This is a genomic window from Micromonospora sp. NPDC002717, assembly GCF_040295705.1.
Taxonomy (GTDB): domain Bacteria; phylum Actinomycetota; class Actinomycetes; order Mycobacteriales; family Micromonosporaceae; genus Micromonospora.
Genome location: NZ_JBEOVW010000006.1, coordinates 247,809 through 272,745 on the forward strand (window position 1 = coordinate 247,809; position 24,937 = coordinate 272,745).

The following is a 24,937-nucleotide window of genomic DNA, read 5'->3' on the forward strand; positions in this document are numbered from 1 at the left end:
TACGCCCTAGCCTGGAGTCATCGTGAACCCGGAATCGCTTGCCCGGCCGTTGCGGGTGCTGCGCGTCTGCCTGCACCTGCTGGTCGGGGGTCTGCTCGTGGTGGTCGCCGGACGTGCCCTGGCGGGGCAGGCCCCGCACCGCACCGCCGTGCTCGCCGCGTCGGCGACGCTGGCCGTCGGCTACGCCGTCGGTGCCGCGTTGCCGCCGGTCCGCCGGTCCCGTCGCGCGGCGGCGGCGTGGCTGGCGGCGCTGACCGTCGGGTGGCTGGTGCTGCTCGGCCTGACCCCGGACGGGGTGTGGCTCGCGTTCCCCCTGTTCCTGCTGCACCTGCACCTGCTGCCGGTCCGGTGGGGGATCGTGGCGGTGGCGGCGACGACGGCGGCGGCGGTGGGTGGCGTGGTCGCGCACCAGGGGGCCGTCACGCCGGGCGTGGTGCTCGGGCCGGTCCTCGGCGCCGCCGTCTCCGTCGGCACGGTGCTGGGCTACCAGGCGTTGTACCGGGAGAGCGAACACCGCCGGCGGTTGATCGAGCAGCTGACCGCCACCCGCAGCGAGCTGGCCGCCGCCGAGCACGCCGCCGGCGTCCTGGCCGAACGCGAACGCCTGGCCCGCGAGATCCACGACACCCTCGCGCAGGGGCTGTCCAGCATCCAACTGCTGCTGCGCGCCGCCCAGCGGGCCCTGCCGGAGCGGGTGGACGTCGCCGGCGACCATGTCGAGCAGGCCCGCCGGACGGCGCAGGACAACCTGGTGGAGGCCCGACGGTTCGTGCGTGCCCTGGCGCCGCCTGGTCTCGACGGCGGCTCGCTGCCGGCGGCGCTGCGGCGGCTGTGCGCCACGACCGCCGCCCGGTCGGGGCTGGCGGTGGACTGTGACCTCGACGGGACGGCGGTGCGCCTGCCGACCCCGCACGAGGTGGCGCTGCTGCGCATCGCCCAGTCCGCGTTGGCCAACGCCGTGCGCCACGCCGGGGCCACCCGCGTCGAGGTGACGCTGCGGTACCGGGAGCACGGCGTCGTCCTGGCCGTGGTCGACGACGGCAGCGGCTTCGACCCCGGCGCCGTCGCCGGTCGCGGTGACGGCGGGTTCGGGCTGGCGGCGATGCGGGCGCGGGCCGAGGAGCTGGGTGGCACGCTGACCGTGGAGTCGACGCCCGGCCGGGGCACCGCGCTGACCGTCGCCTTCGCCCACCCGTACGACGGGGCACCGGCGGGCGCATGAGCGATCCGATCCGGCTGCTGCTGGCCGACGACCACCCGGTCGTCCGGGCCGGCCTGCGCGCCGTCCTCGCCACCGAACCCGACCTCGAGGTGGTCGCCGAGGCCGCCACCGCCGAGCAGGCCGTCGCGCTCGCCGAACGGGACCGGGTGGACGTGGTGCTGATGGACCTGCAGTTCGGTGCGGGCATGCACGGCGCCGAGGCCACCGCCGCCATCACCGCGCGCGCGGGCGGCCCGGTCGTGCTGGTGCTGACCACGTACGACACGGACGCCGACATTCTCGCCGCGGTCGAGGCCGGCGCGTCGGGGTACCTGCTCAAGGACGCCCCGCCCGAGGAACTCGCGGCGGCGGTGCGCGCCGCCGCCGCCGGCAGGTCGGCTCTCGCGCCGGCGGTCGCCCACCGGCTGATGGACCGGATGCGCGCTCCGGGCACCGCGTTGAGCCGACGCGAGACCGAGGTCCTCCAGCTCGTCGCCGACGGGCTGTCCAACCAGCAGATCAGCAGGCGGCTGCACGTCAGCCACGCCACCGTCAAGACGCACCTGGTCCACGTCTACGGCAAGCTCGGGGTCGACTCCCGTACCGCCGCCGTCGCCGCCGCCCGGGCCCGCGGGTTGATCCGCCGCTGACCGGTGGGCGACGTCGGGGACCGGCACGATCCGGTCCCCGACCACGGGGACCTTGTTCACTGCACGGCGGCCGCCAGGCCGTCGCGCGGCGCGGTGGTGAGTCGTCGTACGCCGGGCACGACGGCGGTGCCGGCGCAGGCGACGAGGACCAGCGCGCCCGCCGTGAGCAGCGGCAGGCCCTCGCCCCAGGCCCGCGCCGCGATCGGCGCGAGGGCGTAACCCAGCGGCATCGCGCCGAGGGAGACCAGCCAGTCGTACGAGGTGACGCGGGCGAGGACGTGGGGTGGGAACTGCCCCTGCACGACGGTCTCCCACACGGGGTTGAGGTAGCCGAGGGCGGTCAGCGCGACGCCGTAGGCGACGACGACCAGCGGGGCGGGGGCGGCGACGGCGAGCAGGGCCAGCGGCGCGGCGTAGCTGGCGAGGCCGAGGTTGGCCACCAGCACCGGGCGGCGGGGACGGATCCGGGCGGCGAGCAGCGAGCCGACGAGCATGCCCACCGCGCCGGCCTGGAGCATCAGCACCCAGACGCCCTCGCCGCCGAGGCGTCCCACGGCGACCGCCGGGCCGAGGGTCGTCAGGACGGCGGCGGCGCCGTTCCAGACGCCGTGGCCGAGCAGGCTGGTCCAGAACCAGTCGCGGCTGCGGACCTCCCGCCAGCCGTGGGTCAGGTCGGCGAGGACGCTTCGTTTCGGCATCGGCACGTGGCGGACCCGGACGACCGCGAGCAGCAGCGCGCTGAGCGCGAACGTCGCGGCGTCGAGGACGAACGCCCAGCCGGGGCCGGCGGCCCAGATCAGCGCGCCCGCGAGGGCGGGCCCGGCGAGGCGGCTGGCGTTGGCGGTGACGCCCATCAGCGCGTTGGCCTGTTGCCGTTGCGTCGCGTCGACGGTGCCGGCGACCAGAGGCGAGGCGGTGGGCAGGGCGAACGCGCCGGCGGCGCCGCCGACGGCGGCGGCCACCGCGATCACGCCGAGCGAGGCCTGGCCGAGGAGTTCGAGACCGACGACGAGTTGCGCGACGCAGCGTACGAGGTCGGCGAGGATCGCGACGCGGCGGGCGTCGAGCCGGTCGGCGAGCACGCCGCCGAGGGGCAGCAGGAGCAGGCGGGGCACCATCGCGCAGGCCAGCACGAGGGCGAGGGCGCCGGTCGAGCCGGTCGCGCGGAGCACGGCCAGGGCCAGGGCGGCGGGCACGACGGCGTCGCCGACGGCGGAGACGGTGCGGCCGAGGAAGAGCAGCCGGAACGGGCGTACGCGGAGGGGATGGGTCACCGGACCACGATACTTCGGCGTCGAATCTTTCGACAACGAATATTTTGGCGCCGGCATAGGGTAAGTCCATGACCGACCGCGATCGCGTCGACCGTCACGTCGAGCGCTGGCTGCCGATCCTGCCGACCCTCGACCCCGACGTCGAAGGCGCGGTGACGCGGATGCAGTTCCTCACCCGGCACCTGCGCGAGGTCAAGGAGCGGACCCTCGTCGCCTTGGACCTGCAGGGTCACGAGTACGACACCCTGCACGCCCTGGCCGGCCGAGGGGGCCGGGCCGCGCCGTCGGACCTGGCGCGGGACATGGCGATGGCTCCCGCCTCCGTCACCGCCCGCGTCGACGCGCTGGTCCGGCGCGGCTTCGTGCACCGGATCCCGTCCACCACCGACCGGCGGCGGGTCGACGTGGAGCTGACCGAGGCGGGCCGGGCCGCCTGGCGGGGGGCCATGGACGTCGGAGGCGCCGAGGAGCACCGGCTGCTGGCCGCCCTCGCCCCGGACGAGCGGCGACTACTGTCCGACCTGTTGCGTCGGGTGGTGCTGCGCGCCGAGGCCCCGACCGACTGACCGCCGGGCGGAAATGCCGTGGCGGCGGGCGTACGCCGGCTGGCAGGGTGACCGGCATGACAGCGCAGGGTCTGGCGGGAGCGCTCGCCGACGACGTACGACGGCGGGTCTTCGCGGCGATCGTGTTGGGCGGCGCCGACGCCCCGGCGGTGGCCGAGCGCACCGGGCTGCCCGCCCGGCAGGTGGTCACCGCGGTCCGGCGGCTCGTCGACGCGGGCCTGGTGGCTGACGGCGACGGTGAGCTGCGGGTGGACGCCGACCGGCTGCGGGAGGCCGCCCGTACGCCGGCGGAGCCCCGACCGGCGGGGGAGCCCGCGGACCGGGTGCTGCGCACGTTCCTGCGCGAGGGCGTCCTGGTCGGGTTGCCGGCGCAGCGCGGCCGGCGGCGGGTGCTGCTGGCGCACGTCGCGACGGCCTTCGAGCCGGGGGTGCGCTATCCGGAGCGGGCGGTGGACGAGGTGCTGCGGCGGTGGTGCGAGGGCGGGGGTTCCGACCACGTGACGCTGCGGCGGTACCTGGTCGACGAGCAGTTGCTGGCCCGGGAGCAGGGCGTCTACTGGCGCGTCGGCGGCTGATCGTCCGCGCCGCGAACCGTCTGTCCCCGGACCACCTTGTTAGCCTCGGCGCATGACCTCGTGTGCGCCGGGCGGCACCCCCGACCTCATGTTCATGCTCTCCTGGGCCAGTCACGCGTTGATGGCGGAGCATGCCGCGGGCCTGGCCGAGCTCGGCATCTCGCCCCGGGCGCACTGCGTGCTGCTCAAGGCCCGGGCGGGTGGGCTGACGCAGCGCCAGCTCGGCGAGCTGTGCGGGATCGACAAGACCACGATGGTCGTCACCCTCGACCAGTTGGAGACAGCCGGGTTGGCGCGGCGGCGCCCGTCGCCCAGCGACCGGCGGGCCCGTCTCGTCGAGGTCACCGAGGAGGGCGAGAAGGTCCTCGACCAGGCGCAGCGGATCGCCGCCCGGATCCAGGACGACGTGCTGGCGGCGCTGCCCGAGGCCGATCGCGCGGTCTTCCTGCGGTCGATCGCGAGCCTGGTCGGCGACCGGCTCAGCGGTGCCGGGGCCTGCGGCCCCGGCGGGCGCGACGGATGCTAGTTCCGCGACAGATAGTCCCGGCCAAGACGATCTGATACGGTCGCATCCGTTGGCGTCCCCTCACCCAGGAGCAGCCGTGCCCGCGACCGCAGAAACCGCCCCCACCACCCCGTCCGTCCGCCGGCGCGCGCTCGGCGTCGGCGCCGCCGTCCTGGCCTGCGCGCTGATCTGGACCGTCGGCGCGATCGCGGGGGTCGACTACACCGTCGAGAACCCCGGCCAGCCCGCCTTCACCGTCGGGCTCGCCCCCGTCGTCGTCTTCTCCCTCGTCTCTGCCCTGGTCGGCTGGGTCGTGCTGGTCGTGCTGGAGCGCTTCCTCGGCCGACGGGCCGCCGTCGTCTGGGCGGTCCTCGCGGTGGTGCTGGCCCTGCTCTCCCTCGCCCCGGTCTTCGCCACCGAGGCCACCGCCGGGGCCAAGGTCGCCCTGGGCGCGATGCACCTGGCGGTGGCCGCGGCGCTGATCCCGCTGCTGCCGGCCCGCCGCGCCTGACCTGCCCGTCCGCCGCCACGGCGGATATTCCCCTTGCCGGGCCCGTGATGATCGGTGGGTGACGACGACAGACTGGACCGTGGCCCCGACCGATCCCGACCACCCGGACGCGGCGGTCCTGCTCGAGGCCTACTACGAGGAGATGGTCCGCCGTTACCACGGCCGCCCGGTCCGCCCGGGCGAGGTCGCGGTGGCGATGGCCGACGACCCGAGCCACGACCTGACCGCCCCCACCGGATTCCTCCTCGTCGCCCACCGCGACGGGCGTCCGGCCGCCTGCGCCGGGCTGCGGTTCCGCCCCGGCTGGGCGGAGCTGACCCGGGTGTACGTGCGTCCCGCGCACCGCGGTCGCGGCGGCGGCGCGCTTCTGCTCGCCGCCGTGGAGGAACGGGCGCGCTCCGCCGGCGTCGCCCGGATCCGGTTGGACACCCGCAGCGACCTCGTCGAGGCCCGAGCCCTGTACGCCCGGCACGGCTACCGGGAGATCCCGGCCTACAACGACGACGTCTACGCCGAGCACTGGTTCGAGAAGGTCCTCCAGTTGACGACGGCCGCGCCACGCGCTAAATAGAGAAGTGGCAAGTTGAGTCACTAGGACTCAACTTAGGACCTTCGGCCAGGAGAACCGAGGAGGCAGGACCATGCTGATGCGCACCGACCCGTTCCGTGAGATCGACCGGCTCACCGAGCAGTTCTTCGGCACCGCCGCGCGCCCCGCGGTCATGCCGCTGGACGCCTACCGCGACGGTGACTGGTTCTACGCGGCGTTCGACCTGCCCGGCGTCGACCCGGACAGCATCGACTGCACGGTGGAGCGCAACGTGCTGACCGTCCGCGCGCAGCGGCAGCGGCCCACCGGCGACAGCGTCGAGCTCGTCGCCGCCGAACGCCCGATGGGCACCTTCACCCGGCGGCTGTTCCTCGGCGACACCCTCGACACCGACAGGCTCGAGGCCGGCTACGACAACGGGGTGCTGACCCTGCGGATCCCGGTGGCGGAGCGGGCCAAGCCCCGCCGAGTCACCATCACCGCCACGGCCGACGGCAACGGCCGCAAGCAGATCAACGCCTGAACACCCGACCGGGGGGCGGGACGACCGGCGCGACCGCCCCGCCCCCCCGGTCATGCCCGGCGGCACGCCGCGGGCGGATAGAGCGCGGCCAGGGCGTGCGCGGTGGCGGCGAGCCGGTCGCGCAGCTCGGCCGGCGCGAGCACCTCCACCTGCGCGCCGAGCTTGAGCAACTCCACGTGGCCGTGCTTCACCGACTCGATCGGCACCGTCGTGTGCACCCAGCCGGCCGGGTCCGGCTCGGATGCCCCCGCCCGCGCCGCCCGGCTCATCGCCGGCGGCAGGACGTGCGCCGCCAGCTCCAGCGCGGCCGTCGTCATCCGCACCCGGGCCTCGTCCCGGTACACGCCGCGTTCGTACCGGTCGGCGTGCTCCTGCCAGCAGCGGGCCAGGTCGAAGCCGTCCGGCCGGTCGAACCGTTCGTCGAGGACGGTCAGCGCGAGGACCGCCGCGACCCGGTAGGTGCGCACCTGCCCGCCCGCGTCGGCCACCAGGTACCAGCGGCCGGCCTTGAGCACCACGCCCAGCGGGGCCAGCGTCCGGGTCACCTCCCGCGGAGCCTTCCACCGTCGGTAGCGCACCTCGACACGCCGGTCCTCCCACACCGCCCGGGCCAGCTCAGCCAGGTGCGGCGTGGGTTCGGGCTCCCGGAACCAGGTGGGGGCGTCGAGGTGGAACCGCTGCCGGATCCGGCCGCCCCGGTCGGCCAGCTCCGCCGGCAGCGCGGCGCGCAGCTTCAGCTCCGCGGCGGCGAGCACCGACCCGAGGCCCAGCTCGGCGGCGGGGCCGGGCATGCCGGCCAGGGACAGCGCCTCCGCCTCGCCGGCGGTCAACCCGGTGAGCCGGGTGCGGTAGCCGTCGACCAGCCGGTAGCCGCCAGCGGGGCCGCGATCGGCGTAGACCGGCACCCCGGCGGCGCCGAGCGACTCCACGTCCCGGTAGACGGTGCGCACCGACACCTCCAGGGCCTCGGCCAGCTCCGGGGCGGTCATCCGGCCCCGGGTCTGCAGGAGCAGCAGCAGGGAGACCAGCCGACTCGCGCGCACCGCCCGACGGTACCGCCCCGGGCGGTGGTAGACCGGTGGCCGGGGGCGGTCGAGCCGTGCCGGGGCACCCTCGTGACGGCCAGCCGCGGCGCCTGGTTCGCCGAGGCGGTCGGCTTCCGCCGGCGCTGGCGGATGGTCGGCCGGCGGGTCGTCGAGGAGCCGGCGGCGGTGCCGATCATGTAGGGCGCGCCTCCTCCCGTTTGCCATCCGGAGCTGAGAGCCTTTTTCACATGCTGTCCCCGAACGCCCCGGCGCGGTCCCGCCAGTCGCCCGCGCCGGCCCTGCCCGTCGGCCCCACCGACTTCACCGAGGCGTGGCTGCGCAACCGGCGGCTGTCCGAGCACACCCGCGACGCGTACCGGCGGGACGTCGCCGGGTGGCTCGCCTGGTGCGCCGCCCGCGAGCTGGACCCGCTGCACGCGAACTTCCTGCACGTCAACGAGTACGCCCGGGGGCTGGAGGCGACGCTGGCCGCGCGCAGCGGCAAGCCGCTCACCCCGGCCACGGTCGCCCGCCGGCTCTCGGCCCTGTCGAGCTGGTACGACTTCCTGGTCAAGCTGCGGGCCGTGGACGCCAACCCGGTCGCCGGCGCCGACCGGCCCCGCATCGACCGGGACCACTCCGCCACGGTGGGGCTCAGCCCGGAGGAGGTGGACGCGCTGCTCGCCGCCGCCGAGGCCGAAACGGGGCCGACCGCCGCCCGCAACCGTGCCGCGGTCGCGCTGCTGGCCGACCTCGGGCTGCGCGTCGGGGAGCTGGTCTCGCTCGACCTGGCCGACCTGGGCGCCGAGCGGGGCCACCGCAGCGTCCGGTTCGTCGGCAAGGGCGGCAAGTCCCGCCGCCGCGCCCTGACCCCCGGCACCGCGTACGCGGTCGACGCGTACCTGGCCCAGCGGGCTGCCGCCCAGGGCGTGGCGGTGCACGAGCTGACCGGCCCGCTGCTGGTCACCGCGACCGGGGCCCGGCTGGACCGGCACGCCGTGTTCCGGCTGGTACGCCGGCTGGCCCGGGCGGCCGGCATTCCGGCCTGGGCGAAGCTGTCGCCGCACTCGCTGCGGCACGCCTTCGCCACCACCGCCCGGGCCGAGGGGGTCCCGCTGGAGGACGTGCAGGACGCGATGGGCCACGCCGACCCGCGCACCACCCGCCGCTACGACCGGGACCGGCACAACCTCGACCGCGACCCCGCGTACGCCATCTGGGCGGCCCGGGCCCGCCGCCGCGGCTGACACCGACGTCCGCGCGCCCGGTGGTGCCGCGCGAAGGAAACGCCGCGCGGCACCACCGGGCGCCTGCCGTGGGCCGCCCTGCGGGTGTCCTCCGCCTGGAGTGGGTCAGCCCTGCGGGCGGGGGCAGATGCAGAACGGCTGCCCGGCCGGGTCGGTCAGCACCACCCACCGGTCGCCGCCGGGCTGGAAGTCCGGCTTCGTGGCGCCGGCGGCGACGAACTCCTTCTCGGCCTGCGCGAGGTCATCGACGTACAGGTCGAGGTGGTAGCGCTTGCCGGCGCCCTCGTCCGGCCAGGACGGCGGCCGGTACCCCTCGACCAGGCCGAAGCCCACGGCCACGCCCCCGGCGGTGACCATCGCGTACTCCGGCTGGCTGTGGGTGATCTCCCCACCGAGGACGCGCTGCCAGAACGCGGCGTGGGCGACGGGGTCGGGGCTGTCGAGGTTGACCATGGCGAGGTCGGCGGTGACTGTCATGCCCGGCAGTCTGCCGCGCGTACCTGACATCCACTGTCAGGTACGCGCCCACCTCGCGGCGGTCTACGGGTCCGCGAGGGCGAGCAGGCGGCTCAGCCCCCCGATGCCCTCCTGGGTGCCGGCCGCGACCAGGACGTCGCCGTGGGCGAGGACGTGCCCGTCCCCGGGCGCGGTGATCGTCCGGCCCGCGCGGAGCACGGCGATGACGGTCACGCCGCCGGTACGCGCGATGGCGTCGGCCAGGGGCCGGCCGTCGTAGGGCGACGCGGCCGTGACCGGCAGCTCGGCGACGCTGATCGCCTCGGGGTGCCGCTCCAGGTGCGTGACGTGGTCGACGGTGGCGACCGGATGCAGCAGCTCGGCCACCTCCTGCGCCTCCGCCGGGCTGAGCGACAGCGACCGCTCGACGGTGTCCGGATCGCCGGGCGCGTAGAGGACGAGGTCGCGCCGCCCGCCGCGGTGGCAGATGACCCCGAGCAGCTGCCCCTCACTGGTGTGCACGGTGTAGCCGACGCCGATGCCGGGCAGCGGGACACGTTCGATCTGCATCATTGCCTCCTGTCCTGGGATGGTGCGGTGTGCGCCTGGCCGGTCTCGCCGAACCAGGTGGCCAGCCGCCCGGCGCGCGCGACGGCCCGCAGGCGCCGTTCGGTGGCGTCGCGTACGGGTGGGGTGGTGAGCACGACGAGCTGGTCCCCGACGCGTAGCCGGGTGTGGTGGTCGGGCACGAAGGTGTCGTCGCCGCGCACGACGAGGGTGGTCGCGGCGGGCGGCGGCAGCCGCAGCTCGGGCAGGTAGACGCCGTGCAGGCGGGAGCCGGCCTCGACGGTCACGTGGATGAGGTCGGCGTCCATGGCGTCCAGCGGCGCCAGTTCGATCTGCAGGTCGGGCCCGACGTCGCGCGACGCGAGGCGCAGCCGGCGCGCCAGCCAGGGCAGGGTGGGCGCCTGGATGACCGTGAACACCACGACGAGCACGAAGACGATGTTGAAGACCTGTTCGCTGCCCGGAGCCCCCGCGACGACCGGGATGGTGGCCAGCACGATCGGCACGGCGCCGCGCAGTCCGGCCCACGACAGGAAGGCCTGTTCGCGCAGCGGGATGCGGAACGCGGCCAGCGAGACCAGCACGGACGCGGGCCGGGCGAGCAGCAGCAGGGCCGTGCCGACCACGATCGCGGGGACGATCGCGGCGGGCAGCTCGCTGGGCGTGGCCAGCAGGCCGAGCATCACGAACAGCCCGATCTGGGCGATCCAGCCCAGCCCTTCGGCGACCGAGTGGGTGGCTCGCCGGTGTGCCAGGCCGGAGTTGCCGAGCACCAGCCCCGCCAGGTAGGCGGCGAGGAACCCGCTGGTCTGGGTCAGGCCGGCGACCGCGAACGCCAGCACTCCGCAGGCGACCGTCGCGATGGGGTACAGGCCGGAGGTCGGCAGGGTCAGCCGCCGCAGCAGCCACACGCCGGCCGCCCCCGTCACCACGCCGATCGCCCCGCCGGCGACCAGCTGGTAGGCCATCGCGCCGATCAGGGGCAGGGGGGCGACGGTGTCGAGGGTGGCGGCGCTGAAGGTGAGCACCAGGATCAGCGTCGGGGCGTCGTTGAGCCCCGACTCGGCCTCCACCAGGCTTGTCAGTCGTCGGGGCAGCGGCACCGACCGCAGGACGGAGAACACCGCCGCCGCGTCGGTGGACGACACGATCGCCCCCAGCAGCAGCGCCATCTGCCAGTCGACGTCCAGCAGCAGGTACGCCGCCCCCGCGGTGACCGCGACGCTGACGAACACGCCGACGGTGGCCAGCACCGACGCGGGCGCCAGCACGCCGCGTACGTCGCTGAACCTGGTGGTCAGGCCGCCCTCCACCAGGATGACCGCCAGCGCCGCCAGGCCCAGGGCCTGTGCCAGGGCCGCGTCGTCGAAGGGAAAGCCGGCGACGTCCTGGCCCAGCAGCAGGCCGACGCCGAGGTACGCCAGCAGGACCGGCATGCCCAGCCGGGTGGCCAGCCGGGCCGCGCCGACGCTGGCCAGGACCACGCCGGTGCCGACGGCCAGCGTCACGTACAGCTCGCCGAGGTTCACGTCGACCCCCTCGCGCCCGGGGCGGACGCGTCGTCGCGCCCGCCCCGGGCGCCGGCTACGCGGCGAAGTAACGCAGCCACACGTACCCCCACGCGATCACCGTGGTCAGCACCGTCGTGATGATGCCGTACCGGGTGAACTGCCAGAAGCTGATCGGCTCGCCGGCGCGGGCCGCGATGCCCAGCACGACGATGTTGGCGCTGGCCGCCACGGCCGTGCCGTTGCCGCCCAGGTCGGCGCCGAGGGCGAAGGACCACCACAGCGCCTCGCCGGTGACGGGATCCGGGGCGCCGGCGACGAGGTTCTCCACGATCGGCGCCATGGTCGCCGTGTAGGGGATGTTGTCGAAGAACGCGCCGAGCACCGCCGAGCCGAAGATCAGGCCGGTGGCCGCCGTGAAGAAGTTGTCGCCGACGGCGTCACTGGCCCATTCCCCGATCAGCCCGATCACCCCGGTCTCGGTGAGACCGGCGACCATCACGAACAGCCCGGTGAAGAAGACCAGCGTCGGCCACTCGACCTCGGCGAGGTACGCCGACGTGTCCGCCCGGGTCACCAGAACCATCAGCCCGGCGCCGAGCAGCGCGACGACGGCCACGTCGACGTGGATCACCGTGTGCAGCATGAACCCGGCCATCACCAGGCCGAGCACGACCAGGCAGCGGACCAGCATCCGCGGGTCGGTGATGGCGGCGCGGGCGTCCATGTCGCGTACGGCCTCGAACCGTTCGGGGTGGTGCACGAACGAGCGGCGGAACATGACCCGCGCCAGCACCAGGAACGCGAGGAACATCAGCAGCGTGACCGGCGCCATGTGCACCAGGAAGTCGTTGAAGCTCAGCCCGGCCCGGCTGCCGATGATGATGTTGGGCGGATCGCCGATCAGGGTCGCGGCGCCGGCGATGTTCGAGGCGAGCACCTCGGCGATCAGGTACGGCGCGGCGGGCACGCCCAGCCGGCGGCACACCGAGATGGTGATCGGGGCGACCAGCATGACGGTGGTGACGTTGTCCAGGAACGGCGACAGGGCGGCGGTGATCGCCATGAGCAGCACCATCAGCCGGAACGGGCGCCCCCGTGAGCGCTGTGCCGCCCAGATCGCCAGGAACTCGAACACCCCGGTCTGTTTGATCACCCCGACGATGATCATCATGCCGAGGAGCAGGAAGATGACGTCCCAGTCGATGCCGGCGTGCTGCTCGTAGAACACGTGCGACCCGGGCACGAGCCCGAGCACGGCCATCAGGCCGGCGGCACCCAGCACCACCGCGACCCGGTTGATTTTCTCTGTGGCGATGAACACGAACGCGACCACGAAGACGGCGGTCGCGGCCAGGGCGGGCCAGACGCTCACGGGCGCCCGCCCGGCGGGCCGTTCTCCGTGATGGTGGGCCGGTGCCCACGGGCGAGGATCGCGGCTTCCGGTGGCACGGGTGCTGACAGCACCAGGTGACGGTTCACGGGGTCCTCCCAGGAGGGGTTCGGCGCAACGCGGCAGCGCACCGCCAGGCGGTGCATCCGGGTGCGCAGGGGTGGGGCCCGAGCGATCCGGGCCTTTCTTCATGGTCATTCGCCCGGTGCGGGCCGACATCGGGGCTGACACCCATTTGCCGCCGTCGCCGCCGGCGGTCGGCCCAGCCCGGCGCGGGTCGCGGCGGGCAAATGGGTGCGGGCACGCATTTACACCACGCGCGCCGCCGGGCAGGCTGGATCATGAAGAGGGGGACCGCTGCGGAGCGTGACCACCCGCCGCCCGCCGGCCTGCGGACAATTGCCGATGTCGGCGCGGGCCGGCGGGGCACCAGGGCCGGGAAGGGAGGCGTCGTCGTGTCGCTGTTCTGGCGGATCTTCCTGCTCAACGCGGCGGTCCTCGTCACCGCCACGTTGCTGCTGCTCGGCCCGGTCACGGTCTCCACCCCGGTGCTGCTCACCGAGGCCGTCGTCCTGACCGTGGGCCTCGCCGCGATGCTGGTCGCCAACGCCGCGCTGCTGCGGGTCGGCCTGGCGCCGCTGCGCCGCCTGACCCGGGCCATGACCACCATCGACCTGCTCCAGCCCGAGCCGCGCCCGGTCCCGGCCGGGCAGGCCGGCATCGCGGAGCTGATCCGCGCCTTCAACGCCATGATCGACCGTCTGGAGGCGGAACGGGCGACCAGCGCTGCCGCCGCCCTGTCCGCCCAGGAGGCCGAGCGCCGCCGTATCGCCCAGGAGCTGCACGACGAGGTCGGCCAGACGCTGACCGCGGTCCTGCTCGAACTGAAACAGGTCGCCCGCCACGCGCCCGACCCGGTTCGCGCGCAGCTCGCCCAGGTGCAGGAGACCACCCGCGACAGCCTCGACGAGATCCGCCGCATCGCCCGCCGGCTACGCCCCGGGGTGCTGGAGGAACTCGGCCTGATCAGTGCCCTGAAGGCGCTCGTCACGGAGGTCACCGGGCACACCGAGCTGGCCGTGCGCCAGCACCTCGGCGCGGACCTGCCGGCCCTCGACGGCGAGGCCGAGCTGGTGATCTACCGGGTCGCCCAGGAGGCCCTCACCAACACCGTCCGGCATGCCAGGGCCACCACCGTCGAGGTGTCCCTGGCCGCTCAGCCGGGCCACGTGCAGCTGCGGATCCGCGACGACGGCCGGGGCGTCGGCGACGCGGCCGAGGGCGCCGGCATCCGCGGCATGCGCGAGCGGGCCCTGCTCATAGGCGCTCCGCTCGCCGTGACCTCCGGCCCGGCCGGCGGCACCGAGGTGCGGCTGCGGGTGCCGCTGACCGACCGGGACGGCCGGCCGTGACGACCCGCATCCTGCTCGCCGACGACCACGCCCTGGTGCGCCGCGGGGTCCGGCTCATCCTCGACAGCGAACCGGACCTGACGGTCGTGGCGGAGGCCGGCGACGGCGCGGAGGCCGTCGCCCTGGCCCAGGCCGAGCGCCCCGACCTGGCCATCCTCGACATCGCCATGCCCCGGATGACCGGCCTGCAGGCGGCCCGGGAGCTGTCCCGGCAGCAGCCGGACCTGCGCATCCTCATCCTGACGATGTACGACAACGAGCAGTACTTCTTCGAGGCCCTCAAGGTCGGCGCCAACGGCTACGTGCTCAAGTCCGTCGCCGACCGTGACCTGGTGGAGGCCTGTCGCGCCGCCGTACGCGACGAGCCGTTCCTCTATCCCGGCGCGATCAACGCCCTCATCCGCACCTACCTGGAACGCACCGCGCGCGGCGAGAGCCTGCCGGCGCGGGCCATCACCGAACGCGAGGAGGAGATCCTCAAGCTCGTCGCCGAGGGCCACTCGTCGAAGGAGATCGCCCGCCTGCTGTTCATCAGCGTCAAGACCGTCGAACGGCACCGGGCCAACCTGCTGCAGAAGCTCGGCCTCCGGGACCGGCTCGAGTTGACCCGCTACGCCATCCGGGCCGGCCTCATCGAGCCGTGAGCCGGCCCGGCGGGCCCCTGCGGGTGGACGCGTCGGCGGGTTCGCGGGGCGCGCGCCGACGGGGGACGACACGACGCCCGTCCGGGCCGGGCCGGGCCGACTTTTCCTGCGGGCGGCCCCACCGGTTCTCTACGGTCGACGGGTGGGCGCTGAGCAGCCGTGGAGCCGGCCGGCCCGGCGGCGCCGCCCGATGCGCACCGGGCTGGTGTTCGCGGGCGTCGCCGTGCTGCTGTGCTGCGTCGGGGTGGCCGGGCTGGGCGCCTGGAACGTGCAGGTGGTCACGCAGGCCAGCGGCCCGGTGCGGGAGACCGCCGACGGGTTCCTGCGCTCGGTCGCGGCGGGCGACACCGACGGCGCGTACGACCGGCTCTGCGCCGATGCGCGCACCCGGTGGAGCCCGATCGGGTTCACCAGCTGGCTGCGCACGCCGCCGGTGGTCAGCGGCTACGAGATCCTCGACGTGTCGGTGGCGACGCGCGGCGGCCGCCCGCAGGGCACGGTGACGGTGCGGCTGACCCGCGACAACGGGCTGACCGAGGAGCGGAAGCTGTCGGTGGTGCGGGAGGGCGGCGACTGGCGGGTGTGCGGTGACCCGTACTGACGCCGTCAGCGGCGCGGGCCGAGCTCGCCGGCCCGGTAGTGCCGCCGGCACAGCACCTGGTAGCGCACCTGCGCGCTGTCCACCGTGTCGCCGATGACGACCTGTTCGCCCTCGCGGACGACCCGCCCGCCGACCACCCGGGCGTTGAGCAGCCCTTCCCGGCCGCACCAGCAGAGCACCTCGACCTGGATGCGGGCCACCTCGTCGGCGAGTTCGAACAGCCGCTGCGCGGCCGGGAACAGGCAGGACCGGAAGTCGGTGGCCAGCCCGAACGCGTACACGTCGACGTCGTAGCTGTCGACCAGCTCGGCCATCTGCTCGATGTGCTCCAGGTTGTAGAAGGAGGCCTCGTCGCAGATGAGGTAGTCGACGCGGACCCCCTCGGCCCACGTGTCGCGCACCAGCGTGCGCAGGTCGAGGTCGTCGGTGACCTCGACGGCCTCGTGGGCCAGCCCGATGCGGGTGGTGACCTGCGGGCCCAGCGAGCGGTCGATGCGGGTGGTGACCAGACCACGGCGGCCCTGCCGGGCGTGGTTGTGGTTCATCTGCAGCGCCATCGTGGACTTGCCGCAGTCCATCGGCCCCCAGAAGAACTTCAACGCCGCGGCGTGCAGCGGACGCCCGTCCACGCCCCGCGCCGCGGCGCACCGGGCGGGGGAGTCGTCGGGGCCCAGCGGCGGGCGCGCCAGACAGGTCGGGGCGGCGGCGTGGTCGGTCACGGTCGGGCAGCCTAGCTGATCGACGCCCCCCGATCTGGCCGGTGCGGTCCGCGCTGCCTCACAGCACCCGGGGCGGGGTGTTGCCGGCGGCGACGATCGCGCGGCGGATCGGCACGGCCAGCAGCAGCAGGAACCCGACGACGAAGAAGATGAGCAGGGAGACCAGGCCCACCCGGTACGAGGAGGTCAGCTGGAACACCAGGCCGAAGGCCAGCGGGCCGAGCCAGCTGGTGCCCTTGTCGCTGATCTCGTAGAAGCCGTAGTATTCGCCCTCCTTGCCGGCGGGGATGAGCTGGCTGAACAGCGACCGGCTCAGCGCCTGGCTGCCGCCGAGCACCAGGCCGATGGCCGCGCCGAGGACCATGAACGGCAGGGGCGCCTCGGCGGGCAGCCGGAACGCGCCGAGGATCACCCCGGTCCACAGCACCAGGCTGATCAGGACGGTCTTCCAGGCGCCGATGCGCTTGGCGAGCGCGCCGAGCAGCAGCGCGCCGCCGAAGGCGAGGAACTGCACCAGCAGGATGGTCACGATCAGGGTGCTCTGGCCGAGCTTCAGCTCCTCGGTGCCGTACTGGCTGGCCAGGGCGATGACGGTCTGGATGCCGTCGTTGTAGACCAGGAACGCGAGCAGGAAGAACAGCGTCAGCGGGTACGCCTTGATCTCCCGCAGGGTGCGGCCGAGCTGCCGGAACCCGTCGGTGACCGGGTTGCCGCCGGCCAGCGCGGCGGCGGTGGGGTGTTCGCGCAGCCAGCGCAGCGGAATCAGGGTGAACGCCGCCCACCACAGCCCGGCGGACACGATCGACCAGCGGGCCAGGTCGAGGGTGCGCTGGTGGTTGCCCTCCTCGCCGAGCATGCTGACCGCGACCAGGTTGAGTGCCAGCAGCAGGCCGCCGCCGAGGTAGCCCAGCGCCCAGCCGCGGCTGGAGATGCCGTCGCGGTCGTCGGGGCCGCCGAGCTGCGGCAGGAACGAGTTGTAGACCACGACGCCGGCGCCGAAGGCGATGTTGGCGACGAGGAACAGCAGCCCGCCGAGCAGGTACCGGTCGCCGGTGACGAAGAGCATGCCGACGGTGGCGCCGGCGCCGGTGAAGGCCGCCGCGGCGAGCAGCCGCTTCTTGTGTGCCGACCGGTCGGCGACCGCCCCGATGACGGGCAGCACGAAGACGGTGAGGAACACCGACAACGACACCAGGTACGGGAAGTACGAGCCGGCGGCGACCTTGATGCCCAGCGGGTACACGTACCCGGTGCAGGTGTCGGCGCCGAGTTCGCAGCCGGCGGCCAGTTCGGTGACGGTGGTCAGGAACGGGCCGAGGAACACCGTGATCACGGTGGTGGAGAAGGCGGACATCGCCCAGTCGTAGAAGTACCAGCCGGTGCGTTCGCGGCGGGTGCTCGCCGGGGCGGGGGTGTCGCCGACCGTGGGGGTGGCGGTCTCGGCCATCGGGGGTCCTTCGGCGCTCAGGCGGCCCAGTGGCCGCGGCTGCGGTAGACGTCGCGCAGCACGCCGACGTGATCGGTCATGATGCCATCCACTCCAAGATCAAGTAACTCGTGCATCTCGGCAGGTTCGTCGATCGTCCAAACGTGCACCTGTAGGCCGAGTCGGTGGGCGTAGCGCAGGAACCGACGGTCCACCACGCGCACCCGCCCGTAGCGCACCGGCACCTGGGCGGCGACGACCGACGGGGGCAGCCGCAGCGCCCGGCCGGTCAGCGAGGCCATCCGCAGCCGGGCCACCCCGCGCATGCCGAGGCTGGTGGCGATCCGGCCCTCGGTGCTGGCGCGCAGCCGGGCCAGCCGGGCGTCGCTGAACGAGGCGAGCAGCACCCGGTCGCCGGCGTTGGCGCGCGCGACCGTGGCCACGGTCGGGTCGACGCCCCCGTCGGCCTTGACGTCGACGTTGAACCGGACCTCGGGCCAGGCGTCGAGGACCTCGTCGAGGCGGGGCACCACGGCGGCGCCGCCGACGCGTACCGAGGCCAGGTCCGCCCAGCGCAGGTCGGCGATGCGCCCGGGCTCGCCGGTGACCCGCGTCAGGGTGGCGTCGTGGAAGACCACCGCCACGCCGTCGGCGGTGCCGTGCACGTCGGTCTCCACGTACCGGTAGCCGAGCCCGATCGCGCGGGCGAACGCCGCGGCGGTGTTCTCGTCGCCCTCGGCGGCGCCGCCGCGGTGGGCGAAGGCCAGCGGCGCGGGGGCGTCGAGGTAGGGGTGACGGGTCAGCACGCGACGCAGTATGCCGGTCTCCGGTTGCCGCGCGGCGACCAGCCCGTGACCGTTGATCGCCGCTGCGGGCCGCCTCCCCGAGCGGCCACTGTGGAAGCGGGTCGCGCGGGGATCCGGGAGTCCGGCGTGGTGTCGCCGCGTCGATCCGCCGGGCGGGGCCGGTTCGTCCCAGCGGTGGCCGGGACGAGGCTCGCGCCGCAGGTGGCGGCCGGGACGAGTTCGCGCTCAGGCGGTGGGGCGACGGCGGTGCGAGCGGCTGGTGTCGGCGGGTCGGCCGGGGTCGACGTGGCGGGGCCGGTCGGGCTCGTCGGGCCGCAGCGGGGCGAGGCCGTCGGTGATGGCGTCGATGATCCGGTCGGTGGCCCGCCGGGCCGCGCCGGGCGTGACGGGCGTGATGTCGCCCAGGTCGACCGGGTCGCCGAAGTGCACCCGGACCACGGGGCGCCGCCACATGGCACGGGCGACGCCGCGCAGCAGACCCTTCGGGGCGCGGTAGGGCAGCACCTCGTGCGACCCCCACTGGGCGATCGGGATCACCGGCGCGGCACAGGCCAGGGCGAGGCGGGCCACGCCGGTCTTGCCGCGTTCGGGCCACATGCCGGGGTCCAGGCCGATGCGGCCCTCCGGGTAGACCAGGATCACCGAGCCGCCGGTGACGGCCGCGGCGGCGTCGTCGAGGGCGTGGTGTACGGCGCTGGTGCCCCGGTCGACGCGGATGTGCCCGGCGCGGCGCATCGCGGCGCCGATGACGGGGGCGCGGAACAGCCCGCCGGTGGCCATGATCCGGGGGGCGACGCCCCGGGCCCGGCAGGCGGCGGCGAGGACGACCGGGTCGAACGGGCTGATGTGGTTGGCGGCCAGGATCAGCGGGCCCCGGCGCAGCGCCTCGGGCACGTCCCCGCTGACCTTCAGGCGGGCCACGAGCGCGACGACGACGCGGGCGAGCAGCTGCGCGGCGCGCCAGATCAGCGGGGGCTGCCACGTCGGGTGGGCGGTGTCCATCAGCCGGCAATGGTCGCACGCGCGGGCCGGGCGGCGGGGGCGGGGGCGTCGGTTCGGCGACCGTCGGGGCCGTTCGGCAGAGGTGATCAGGGTCATTGGTCCCGGGCCGGTTAGGGACCCCCGCCCCTGCCCGTTCGTCTACGACGGGAAGTAGTATTTACTACGTCTCGTAGTATGCACAGCTGGGGGTTCTCTGGTGGACGCGTTGGACGTCGCCCGCTGGCAGTTCGGTGTCACCACCGTCTACCACTTTCTCTTCGTGCCGCTGACCATCGGCCTGTCCGTGCTGGTGGCGATCCTCCAGACGATGTGGCACCGCACCGGCGACGAAAAGTACCTGAAGCTCACCAAGTTCTACGGCAAGCTCTTCCTGATCAACTTCGCCATGGGCGTGGTCACCGGCATCGTGCAGGAGTTCCAGTTCGGCATGAACTGGAGCGACTACTCCCGCTTCGTCGGCGACATCTTCGGTGCCCCGCTCGCCATCGAGGCGCTGGTCGCGTTCTTCCTGGAGTCGACCTTCATCGGCCTGTGGATCTTCGGCTGGGACCGGCTGCCCAAACGGCTGCACCTGGCCACCATCTGGGCCGCCGCGATCGGCACCAACCTCAGCGCGTACTTCATCCTCGCGGCGAACTCGTTCATGCAGAACCCGGTCGGCTACCGGATCAACCCCGACACCGGCCGCGCCGAACTCACCGACTTCATGGCGGTGCTGACCAACAAGGTCGCCCTGATCACCTTCCCGCACACCATCGCCGGGGCGTTCCTGGTCGCCGGCTCGCTGCTGGTCGCGGTCGCGCTGTGGCACCTGATCCGCAACCGCGACTCCGCCGACACCCCGGCCTACCGGTTCGCCGCCAAGTTCGGCTCCTGGGTCACCCTGGTCGCCACCGCCGGCGTGATCATCACCGGCGACATCCAGGGCAAGATCATGACCGAGGTGCAGCCGATGAAGATGGCCGCCGCCGAAGGCCTCTACACCACCGAGAGCCCCGCCGCGTTCTCCGTGCTCACCGTCGGCAGCCTCGACGGCAGCCGCGAGCTGTTCGCCATCAAGATCCCGTACCTGCTGTCGTTCCTCGGCACCGGCGACCCCAACGGCACCGTCCAGGGCATCAACGACCTGCAGGCCCAATACGCCACCCAGTACGGCGCCGGCAACTACGCCCCGATCATCCCGGTCACCTACTGGAGCTTCCGCTTCATGATCGCCTTCGGGTTGGCCGCCGCCGCGATCGCCCTGCTGGTGCTCTGGAGCCAGCGCAAGGGCCGCACCCCCACCAGCAAGTGGCTGCTGCGCGCCGGCTTGGTCATGCCGCTGCTGCCGCTGGCCGCGAACTCCTTCGGCTGGATCTTCACCGAGATGGGCCGCCAGCCGTGGATCGTCTTCGGCGAGATGCTCACCCGCGACGGCGTGTCCCGCAGCGTGTCGCTGACCGAGGTGCTCACCTCGTTCACCGCCTTCACCCTGATCTACGCCACCCTCGCCGTGATCGAGGTCAAGCTGCTGCTGCGCTACGCCAAGGCCGGCGTACCCGACCTCACCCCGGCGCCGGAGACCGACGACACCGACGACGACGCCGAGCGCCCGCTCGCCTTCGCCTACTGATCACCGGAGCCCACCGTGGAACTCACCACCATCTGGTTTCTGCTCGTCGCGGTCCTGTTCACCGGGTACTTCATCCTGGAGGGCTTCGACTTCGGCGTCGGCATGCTGCTGCCCGTGCTCGGCCGCAACGACCGGGAACGCCGCGTCCTGATCAACACCATCGGCCCGGTCTGGGACGGCAACGAGGTGTGGCTGATCACCGCCGGCGGCGCCATGTTCGCCGCCTTCCCCGAGTGGTACGCCACCCTGTTCTCCGGCTTCTACCTGCCGCTGCTGCTGATCCTGCTGGCCCTGATCGCCCGCGGCGTCGCCTTCGAGTACCGCCACAAGCGCCCCGAGGCGTCCTGGAAGCGGCGCTGGGACACGGCGATCTTCGTCGGCTCGCTCGTGCCGGCGGTGCTGTGGGGCGTGGCGTTCGCCAACATTCTGCGCGGCGTGCCGCTGGACGCCGACCACGAGTACGTCGGCGGCCTGCTCGACCTGCTCCACCCGTACGCCCTGCTGGGCGGCGCGACCACCGCGGCGCTGTTCCTCACCCACGGCGCGGTGTTCGTCGCGCTGAAGACCGTGGGCGACGTCCGCGAGCGTGCCGGCGCGCTCGCGGTGCGCCTGGGCGTGGTCACCGCCGTGCTCGCGGTGGCGTTCCTGTCCTGGACGTTGACCATCCGCTCCAGCGCGGCCGCCGTCGTGTTCGCCGTCGGCGCGGCCCTCGCCCTGCTCGGCGGTCTCGCCGCCGCCCGGGTACGCCGGGAGGGTTGGGCGTTCGCCGGCACCGCCGTGGCGATCGGCCTGGCCGTGGCGACGCTGTTCGCGGCGCTGTTCCCGAACGTGCTGCCGTCCACCCTGGACGCGGCGGGGACGCTGACCGCCACCAACGCCGCCTCCACCCCCTACACCCTGAAGATCATGACCTGGGTGGCGGTGGTGTTCACCCCGATCGTGCTGGCCTACCAGGGCTGGACGTACTGGGTGTTCCGCAAGCGCATCGGAGTGGCCCACATCCCGCAGCACTGACCCGGCCCGGCACTAGGGTGAGGCGATGACCGGCGACGCGTGGACCGACCTGTTCGGCAGCGCGACGCCGGTCGTCGCCGCCCCCCTCGCCGGGGGCGCCACCACCTGCGCCCTGGTCCGCGCCGTCGCCGTAGCCGGCGGCTTCGCCTTCCTCGCCGCCGGCTACAAGACACCCGAGGCGGTCGCCGCCGAGCTGGCCGAGCTGCGCGCCACCGGGACGCCGCACGGGGTGAACCTGTTCGTGCCCGGCGCCCGCGACATCGACGAGACCGCCTTCCGCCGGTACGCCCACCAGATCGCCGCCGAGGGCGTACCGTACGGGCTCGACCTGGCCGGCGCGCCGCTGGTGCACGACGACGACCACTGGCCGGACAAGATCGACCTGCTGCTGGCCGCCCCGGTGCCGGTGGTCAGCTTCACCTTCGGGCTGCCCGACCCGGCGACGGTGACCGCGCTGCGCCGCGCCGGCACCCGGGTGCTGGTCACGGTGACCTCGGCCGACGAGGCGCTCGCCGCACGCGAGCTGGGCGTCGACGGCCTGGTCGCCCAGGGCACCGAGGCCGGCGGGCACAGCGGCACCCACACCCCGCACCGGCCGGCCCCGCCGACCTCGACCCGACCCCTGGTCCACGACATGCTGCGGGCCACCGGGCTGCCGGTGGTGGCCGCCGGCGGCGTCGCCGGCCCCGACGACGTCCGTGCCCTGGTCGCCGCCGGCGCCACCGCGGTGGCCGTCGGAACGTTGCTGCTACGCACCGACGAGAGCGGGGCCAGCCGCACCCATCGCGACGCCCTGGCCGACCCGGCCCGCACCGGCACCGTGCTCACCCGCGCCTTCACCGGACGGCCGGCGCGCGGGCTGCGCAACGCCTTCATCGACCGGTACGAGCCCGTCGCGCCGCTCGGCTATCCGGAGCTGCACCACCTGACCCGGGGCATGCGCGCGGCGGCGGCCGCGGCCGGGCACGCGGACCGGGTGCACCTGTGGGCCGGCACCGGCTACCGGCACGCCACCACCGGCCCCGCCGCCGCCGTGGTCGAGCGGCTGACCGCGACGCTCTGACCGGGCGGCGCCGGCCGGGCCACGTCCGGCGTGACCCGCGCACCCGGGCCGGGACGTGCCCGGCCCGGATCACGCCGCGGCGGGGGTGCCGTTCCCGGCCGCCGCCAGCTCGGCGTCGGCCCGCTGCTTGACCAGGGTGAGGACGCGGCCGGCCACGGCCAGGTCCGCGGCGGGGACGTCCCCGTACAGCCGGGCGGTGACGCCGGCGACCGCGTCGGCGACGCGGCGCCGCACCTCCCGGCCGGCGTCGGTGAGCGCCAGCCCGGACCCGCCGGCGGGCAGCGCGCGCAGCAGACCGCCGGCCGGCTGGTCAGCGACGGCTTCGGCGGCATCGGCGCCCGCGGCTACCACTACCGGATCCTCGCGGCCCTCGACGAGTTCGGCCCCGCCAGCCAGGCAGACCTCGGCCGCCGAGGCGGCATCGACCGCAGCGACGTCGTCGCCACCGTCAACGAACTCGCCGCGAAGAACCTCGTCGTCCGCGCACCCGACCCCGCGGACCGACGGCGCAACGTCATCACCATCACGCCCGCCGGACGACGCGAACTCCAGCGCATGGGGGAGACCCTCGCCGGCGTCCAGGACACCCTGCTCGCCCCGCTCACCCCCACCGAACGCGACCAGCTCACCCGCCTGCTCGGCAAACTCCTCGCACACCACCGGCAGCACCACTGACCGGCGAAACGCCGGCGGGGCGGACGGCGCCACCGCCACCCGCCCCGCCGGCGCCCACCGCTCAGTGGGCCTCGCGCAACTCCGCCAGCCGCGCCTCGATCTCGGCCAACTCCGCGCGCAGCTTCTCCGCCTGCTGCTCCGCCTCGGCACGCTCCGCCGCCATGATCTGCTCCACCGCCTCGTGCACCCCCGGCACGTCGACCAGCGCCACCATCCGCAGCGCCTCCGCCGGCTTGACCACGTACGGCTTCGCCAGCGACTTGCTGCCCTGCTGCGCCGCGACCGTCCACTCGCCATCGGCGTACGCCAGCGTGACCGTCAGCCCCGTCGGGCCCTTCGGCTTCGCCACCTTCACCGGCCGCCGCGCCGGCTTCGCCTCCGCCGTCTCCACCTTCGGCTCCTCCCGCTGCTCCCGCGGCGCCGGCACCGGCGCCCGGTCCAACACGAACTCCGGCTCCGCCGGCACCGGCTCCGGCTCGGGCTCCGGCTGCGGCTCCGCCACCTTGCGGCCCACGCCCCGCGGCGCCACCGCCACATCGGCCGGTGAGAAGGGCAACTCGTCGCGACCGAACCGGACCACCACGAACTCGTCGGAGGCCGCCGGGTCGGTCAGCTCCACCACCTGCCCCACCTGCCCGGCGATCTGGCCCGCCGACGCGGTGAACACCACCTTCGGTTTCCGCCCCGCCGCCAACGCCTCCCGGAAGGTGCGCACGTCCTCGTCGGACAACCCCTGGCCAGCGCCACCCATCAGCAACCTCTTCCCTCGTACACCTGTTCAGACGCCTGCCTTGATACCAGCCGGCCCCGACACGCGCGAGATCAACCCCCCAGCGCCCGCAGCGCCGCGTCGGCGTGCGCGTTCATGTTCAGCTCACTGTGGACCACCTCGATCACCCGCCGGTCCGTGCCGATCACGAACGTCATCCGCCGCGTGCTCAACGCGCCCAGCGGCAGCCGCCGCCGCACCCCGAACCGGTCCGCCACCACACCGTCCGGGTCGGACAGCAGCGGATAGTCGAACCCGTGCAATCGGGAGAACTCCGCCTGCCTCGCCACCGGGTCCCGGCTGATGCCCACCCGCTGCGCGCCCACCGCCGCGAACTCCGCCGCCAGGTCCCGGAAGTGGCAGCTCTCCGCCGTACACCCACGGGTCAACGCCGCCGGGTAGAAGAACAGCACCACCGGGCCGGCGGCCAGGAACTCCGACAGGCGCCGCGGCGTACCCGTCTCGTCGGGCAGCGCGAAGTCCTCCACCACGTCCCCGACACCCACACCCGCCACCGCACACCTCCACCGTCGTCACCCGGGTCGCGCCGAGCGTATGCGGCGACCGGGCCGCCCACCCCCACACCCACCACCGCCGCGTGTGACCTTCCCCTCCCGCATCAGGCGTGCCGGTCGCGGTAACG

29 protein-coding genes are annotated in these 24,937 nt (G+C 74.2%); 17 read left to right on the plus strand and 12 right to left on the minus strand.

All coding sequences use genetic code 11. The features are described 5' to 3' along the window. Positions 1–22 precede the first annotated feature (22 nt). On the plus strand, positions 23–1,222 hold the full coding sequence (locus tag ABT006_RS12115) for a sensor histidine kinase (protein WP_350705530.1): 1,200 nt from the start codon (positions 23–25) through the stop codon (positions 1,220–1,222). Continuing rightward, entirely contained in the window at positions 1,219–1,851 is a 633-nt protein-coding gene (locus ABT006_RS12120) for a response regulator (RefSeq protein ID WP_350705532.1), read from the plus strand. Before ABT006_RS12115 ends, ABT006_RS12120 begins: the two co-directional genes overlap by 4 nt. Positions 1,852–1,907: 56 nt before the next feature. Here the strand turns inward: ABT006_RS12120 and ABT006_RS12125 are convergent, their stop codons facing one another. Next, a complete protein-coding gene (locus ABT006_RS12125; protein ID WP_502890916.1) occupies positions 1,908–3,182 on the minus strand; it encodes an MFS transporter in 1,275 nt (424 codons plus the stop codon). Between the two features lie 11 nt (positions 3,183–3,193). On the opposite strand from ABT006_RS12125, the gene ABT006_RS12130 reads away from it, so the two are divergent. The 6 genes from ABT006_RS12130 to ABT006_RS12155 all read left to right on the plus strand — a co-directional run bounded on the left by ABT006_RS12130 (position 3,194) and on the right by ABT006_RS12155 (position 6,355). Continuing rightward, on the plus strand, positions 3,194–3,691 hold the full coding sequence (locus ABT006_RS12130) for a MarR family winged helix-turn-helix transcriptional regulator (RefSeq protein WP_350705536.1): 498 nt from the start codon (positions 3,194–3,196) through the stop codon (positions 3,689–3,691). Between the two features lie 56 nt (positions 3,692–3,747). Further along, positions 3,748–4,266: a DUF2087 domain-containing protein gene (locus ABT006_RS12135; RefSeq protein ID WP_350705538.1), complete on the plus strand. Its 519-nt coding sequence runs from the start codon at positions 3,748–3,750 to the stop codon at positions 4,264–4,266. Between the two features lie 52 nt (positions 4,267–4,318). After that, positions 4,319–4,792: a MarR family winged helix-turn-helix transcriptional regulator gene (locus ABT006_RS12140; RefSeq protein ID WP_350705540.1), complete on the plus strand. Its 474-nt coding sequence runs from the start codon at positions 4,319–4,321 to the stop codon at positions 4,790–4,792. 76 nt (positions 4,793–4,868) lie between these two features. Then, positions 4,869–5,282 (plus strand): DUF6069 family protein, encoded by a 414-nt coding sequence (locus tag ABT006_RS12145; RefSeq protein WP_350705542.1) that lies wholly within the window; start codon positions 4,869–4,871, stop codon positions 5,280–5,282. 58 nt (positions 5,283–5,340) lie between these two features. Beyond that, positions 5,341–5,853, plus strand: a complete 513-nt coding sequence (locus ABT006_RS12150) for a GNAT family N-acetyltransferase (RefSeq protein WP_350705543.1) — start codon at positions 5,341–5,343, stop codon at positions 5,851–5,853. Between the two features lie 70 nt (positions 5,854–5,923). Further along, the gene (locus tag ABT006_RS12155; RefSeq protein ID WP_350705545.1) at positions 5,924–6,355 is read left to right on the plus strand and encodes an Hsp20/alpha crystallin family protein; all 432 of its coding nucleotides are present in this window, start codon (positions 5,924–5,926) and stop codon (positions 6,353–6,355) included. Between the two features lie 50 nt (positions 6,356–6,405). On the opposite strand, the gene ABT006_RS12160 is transcribed toward ABT006_RS12155, so the two are convergent. After that, entirely contained in the window at positions 6,406–7,398 is a 993-nt protein-coding gene (locus ABT006_RS12160; protein ID WP_350705547.1) for a helix-turn-helix transcriptional regulator, read from the minus strand. Positions 7,399–7,422: 24 nt separating this feature from the next. Between ABT006_RS12160 and ABT006_RS12165 the strand changes: the two genes are divergently transcribed. Continuing rightward, positions 7,423–7,581: a hypothetical protein gene (locus tag ABT006_RS12165; RefSeq protein ID WP_350705549.1), complete on the plus strand. Its 159-nt coding sequence runs from the start codon at positions 7,423–7,425 to the stop codon at positions 7,579–7,581. A gap of 47 nt (positions 7,582–7,628) precedes the next feature. Beyond that, complete coding sequence (locus ABT006_RS12170) at positions 7,629–8,627, plus strand: tyrosine-type recombinase/integrase (RefSeq protein WP_350705551.1); 999 nt, start codon at positions 7,629–7,631, stop codon at positions 8,625–8,627. A gap of 105 nt (positions 8,628–8,732) precedes the next feature. Here ABT006_RS12170 and ABT006_RS12175 read toward each other — a convergent pair whose 3' ends face one another. The 4 genes from ABT006_RS12175 to ABT006_RS12190 all read right to left on the minus strand — a co-directional run bounded on the left by ABT006_RS12175 (position 8,733) and on the right by ABT006_RS12190 (position 12,533). Then, a complete protein-coding gene (locus ABT006_RS12175) occupies positions 8,733–9,104 on the minus strand; it encodes a VOC family protein (protein ID WP_350705553.1) in 372 nt (123 codons plus the stop codon). Between the two features lie 63 nt (positions 9,105–9,167). Beyond that, positions 9,168–9,653 (minus strand): cation:proton antiporter regulatory subunit, encoded by a 486-nt coding sequence (locus ABT006_RS12180; protein WP_350705555.1) that lies wholly within the window; start codon positions 9,651–9,653, stop codon positions 9,168–9,170. Further along, positions 9,653–11,179 (minus strand): potassium/proton antiporter, encoded by a 1,527-nt coding sequence (locus ABT006_RS12185; protein ID WP_350705557.1) that lies wholly within the window; start codon positions 11,177–11,179, stop codon positions 9,653–9,655. Before ABT006_RS12185 ends, ABT006_RS12180 begins: the two co-directional genes overlap by 1 nt. A gap of 55 nt (positions 11,180–11,234) precedes the next feature. After that, the gene (locus tag ABT006_RS12190) at positions 11,235–12,533 is read right to left on the minus strand and encodes an ArsB/NhaD family transporter (protein WP_350705558.1); all 1,299 of its coding nucleotides are present in this window, start codon (positions 12,531–12,533) and stop codon (positions 11,235–11,237) included. Positions 12,534–13,006: 473 nt separating this feature from the next. On the opposite strand from ABT006_RS12190, the gene ABT006_RS12195 reads away from it, so the two are divergent. From ABT006_RS12195 to ABT006_RS12205, 3 genes are all read left to right on the plus strand, one after another. Continuing rightward, entirely contained in the window at positions 13,007–13,963 is a 957-nt protein-coding gene (locus tag ABT006_RS12195) for a HAMP domain-containing sensor histidine kinase (RefSeq protein WP_350705560.1), read from the plus strand. Next, positions 13,960–14,607: a response regulator gene (locus tag ABT006_RS12200; RefSeq protein ID WP_350705562.1), complete on the plus strand. Its 648-nt coding sequence runs from the start codon at positions 13,960–13,962 to the stop codon at positions 14,605–14,607. The genes ABT006_RS12195 and ABT006_RS12200 overlap by 4 nt, the downstream gene beginning before the upstream one ends. A gap of 142 nt (positions 14,608–14,749) precedes the next feature. Continuing rightward, a complete protein-coding gene (locus ABT006_RS12205; protein ID WP_350705564.1) occupies positions 14,750–15,208 on the plus strand; it encodes an Rv0361 family membrane protein in 459 nt (152 codons plus the stop codon). 5 nt (positions 15,209–15,213) lie between these two features. Here ABT006_RS12205 and ABT006_RS12210 read toward each other — a convergent pair whose 3' ends face one another. From ABT006_RS12210 to ABT006_RS12225, 4 genes are all read right to left on the minus strand, one after another. Then, positions 15,214–15,927, minus strand: coding sequence for a thymidine kinase (locus tag ABT006_RS12210; protein WP_466023435.1), 714 nt, complete (start codon positions 15,925–15,927; stop codon positions 15,214–15,216). Positions 15,928–15,985: 58 nt separating this feature from the next. Next, positions 15,986–17,374, minus strand: coding sequence for an MFS transporter (locus tag ABT006_RS12215; RefSeq protein ID WP_350705566.1), 1,389 nt, complete (start codon positions 17,372–17,374; stop codon positions 15,986–15,988). A gap of 17 nt (positions 17,375–17,391) precedes the next feature. Continuing rightward, entirely contained in the window at positions 17,392–18,159 is a 768-nt protein-coding gene (locus ABT006_RS12220) for a glycerophosphodiester phosphodiesterase family protein (protein WP_350705568.1), read from the minus strand. Between the two features lie 225 nt (positions 18,160–18,384). Further along, positions 18,385–19,161, minus strand: a complete 777-nt coding sequence (locus tag ABT006_RS12225) for a lysophospholipid acyltransferase family protein (RefSeq protein ID WP_350705570.1) — start codon at positions 19,159–19,161, stop codon at positions 18,385–18,387. Between the two features lie 196 nt (positions 19,162–19,357). Between ABT006_RS12225 and ABT006_RS12230 the strand changes: the two genes are divergently transcribed. Genes ABT006_RS12230 through ABT006_RS12245 form a run of 4 tightly spaced genes read left to right on the plus strand, consistent with a single transcriptional unit; the run spans position 19,358 to position 23,525 of the window. Further along, complete coding sequence (locus ABT006_RS12230; RefSeq protein ID WP_350705572.1) at positions 19,358–20,773, plus strand: cytochrome ubiquinol oxidase subunit I; 1,416 nt, start codon at positions 19,358–19,360, stop codon at positions 20,771–20,773. Between the two features lie 15 nt (positions 20,774–20,788). After that, entirely contained in the window at positions 20,789–21,787 is a 999-nt protein-coding gene (gene cydB / locus ABT006_RS12235; protein WP_350705574.1) for a cytochrome d ubiquinol oxidase subunit II, read from the plus strand. Positions 21,788–21,812: 25 nt separating this feature from the next. Beyond that, the gene (locus ABT006_RS12240; RefSeq protein WP_350705575.1) at positions 21,813–22,850 is read left to right on the plus strand and encodes an NAD(P)H-dependent flavin oxidoreductase; all 1,038 of its coding nucleotides are present in this window, start codon (positions 21,813–21,815) and stop codon (positions 22,848–22,850) included. A 30-nt stretch (positions 22,851–22,880) separates the two neighbouring features. Next, positions 22,881–23,525, plus strand: coding sequence for a MarR family winged helix-turn-helix transcriptional regulator (locus tag ABT006_RS12245; protein WP_350705577.1), 645 nt, complete (start codon positions 22,881–22,883; stop codon positions 23,523–23,525). A 61-nt stretch (positions 23,526–23,586) separates the two neighbouring features. Here the strand turns inward: ABT006_RS12245 and ABT006_RS12250 are convergent, their stop codons facing one another. Together ABT006_RS12250 and ABT006_RS12255 are read right to left on the minus strand one after the other, a co-directional pair. Next, positions 23,587–24,276, minus strand: a complete 690-nt coding sequence (locus ABT006_RS12250) for a hypothetical protein (protein ID WP_350705579.1) — start codon at positions 24,274–24,276, stop codon at positions 23,587–23,589. A gap of 71 nt (positions 24,277–24,347) precedes the next feature. Continuing rightward, positions 24,348–24,809, minus strand: coding sequence for a peroxiredoxin (locus tag ABT006_RS12255; RefSeq protein WP_350705581.1), 462 nt, complete (start codon positions 24,807–24,809; stop codon positions 24,348–24,350). Positions 24,810–24,937: the final 128 nt, after the last annotated feature.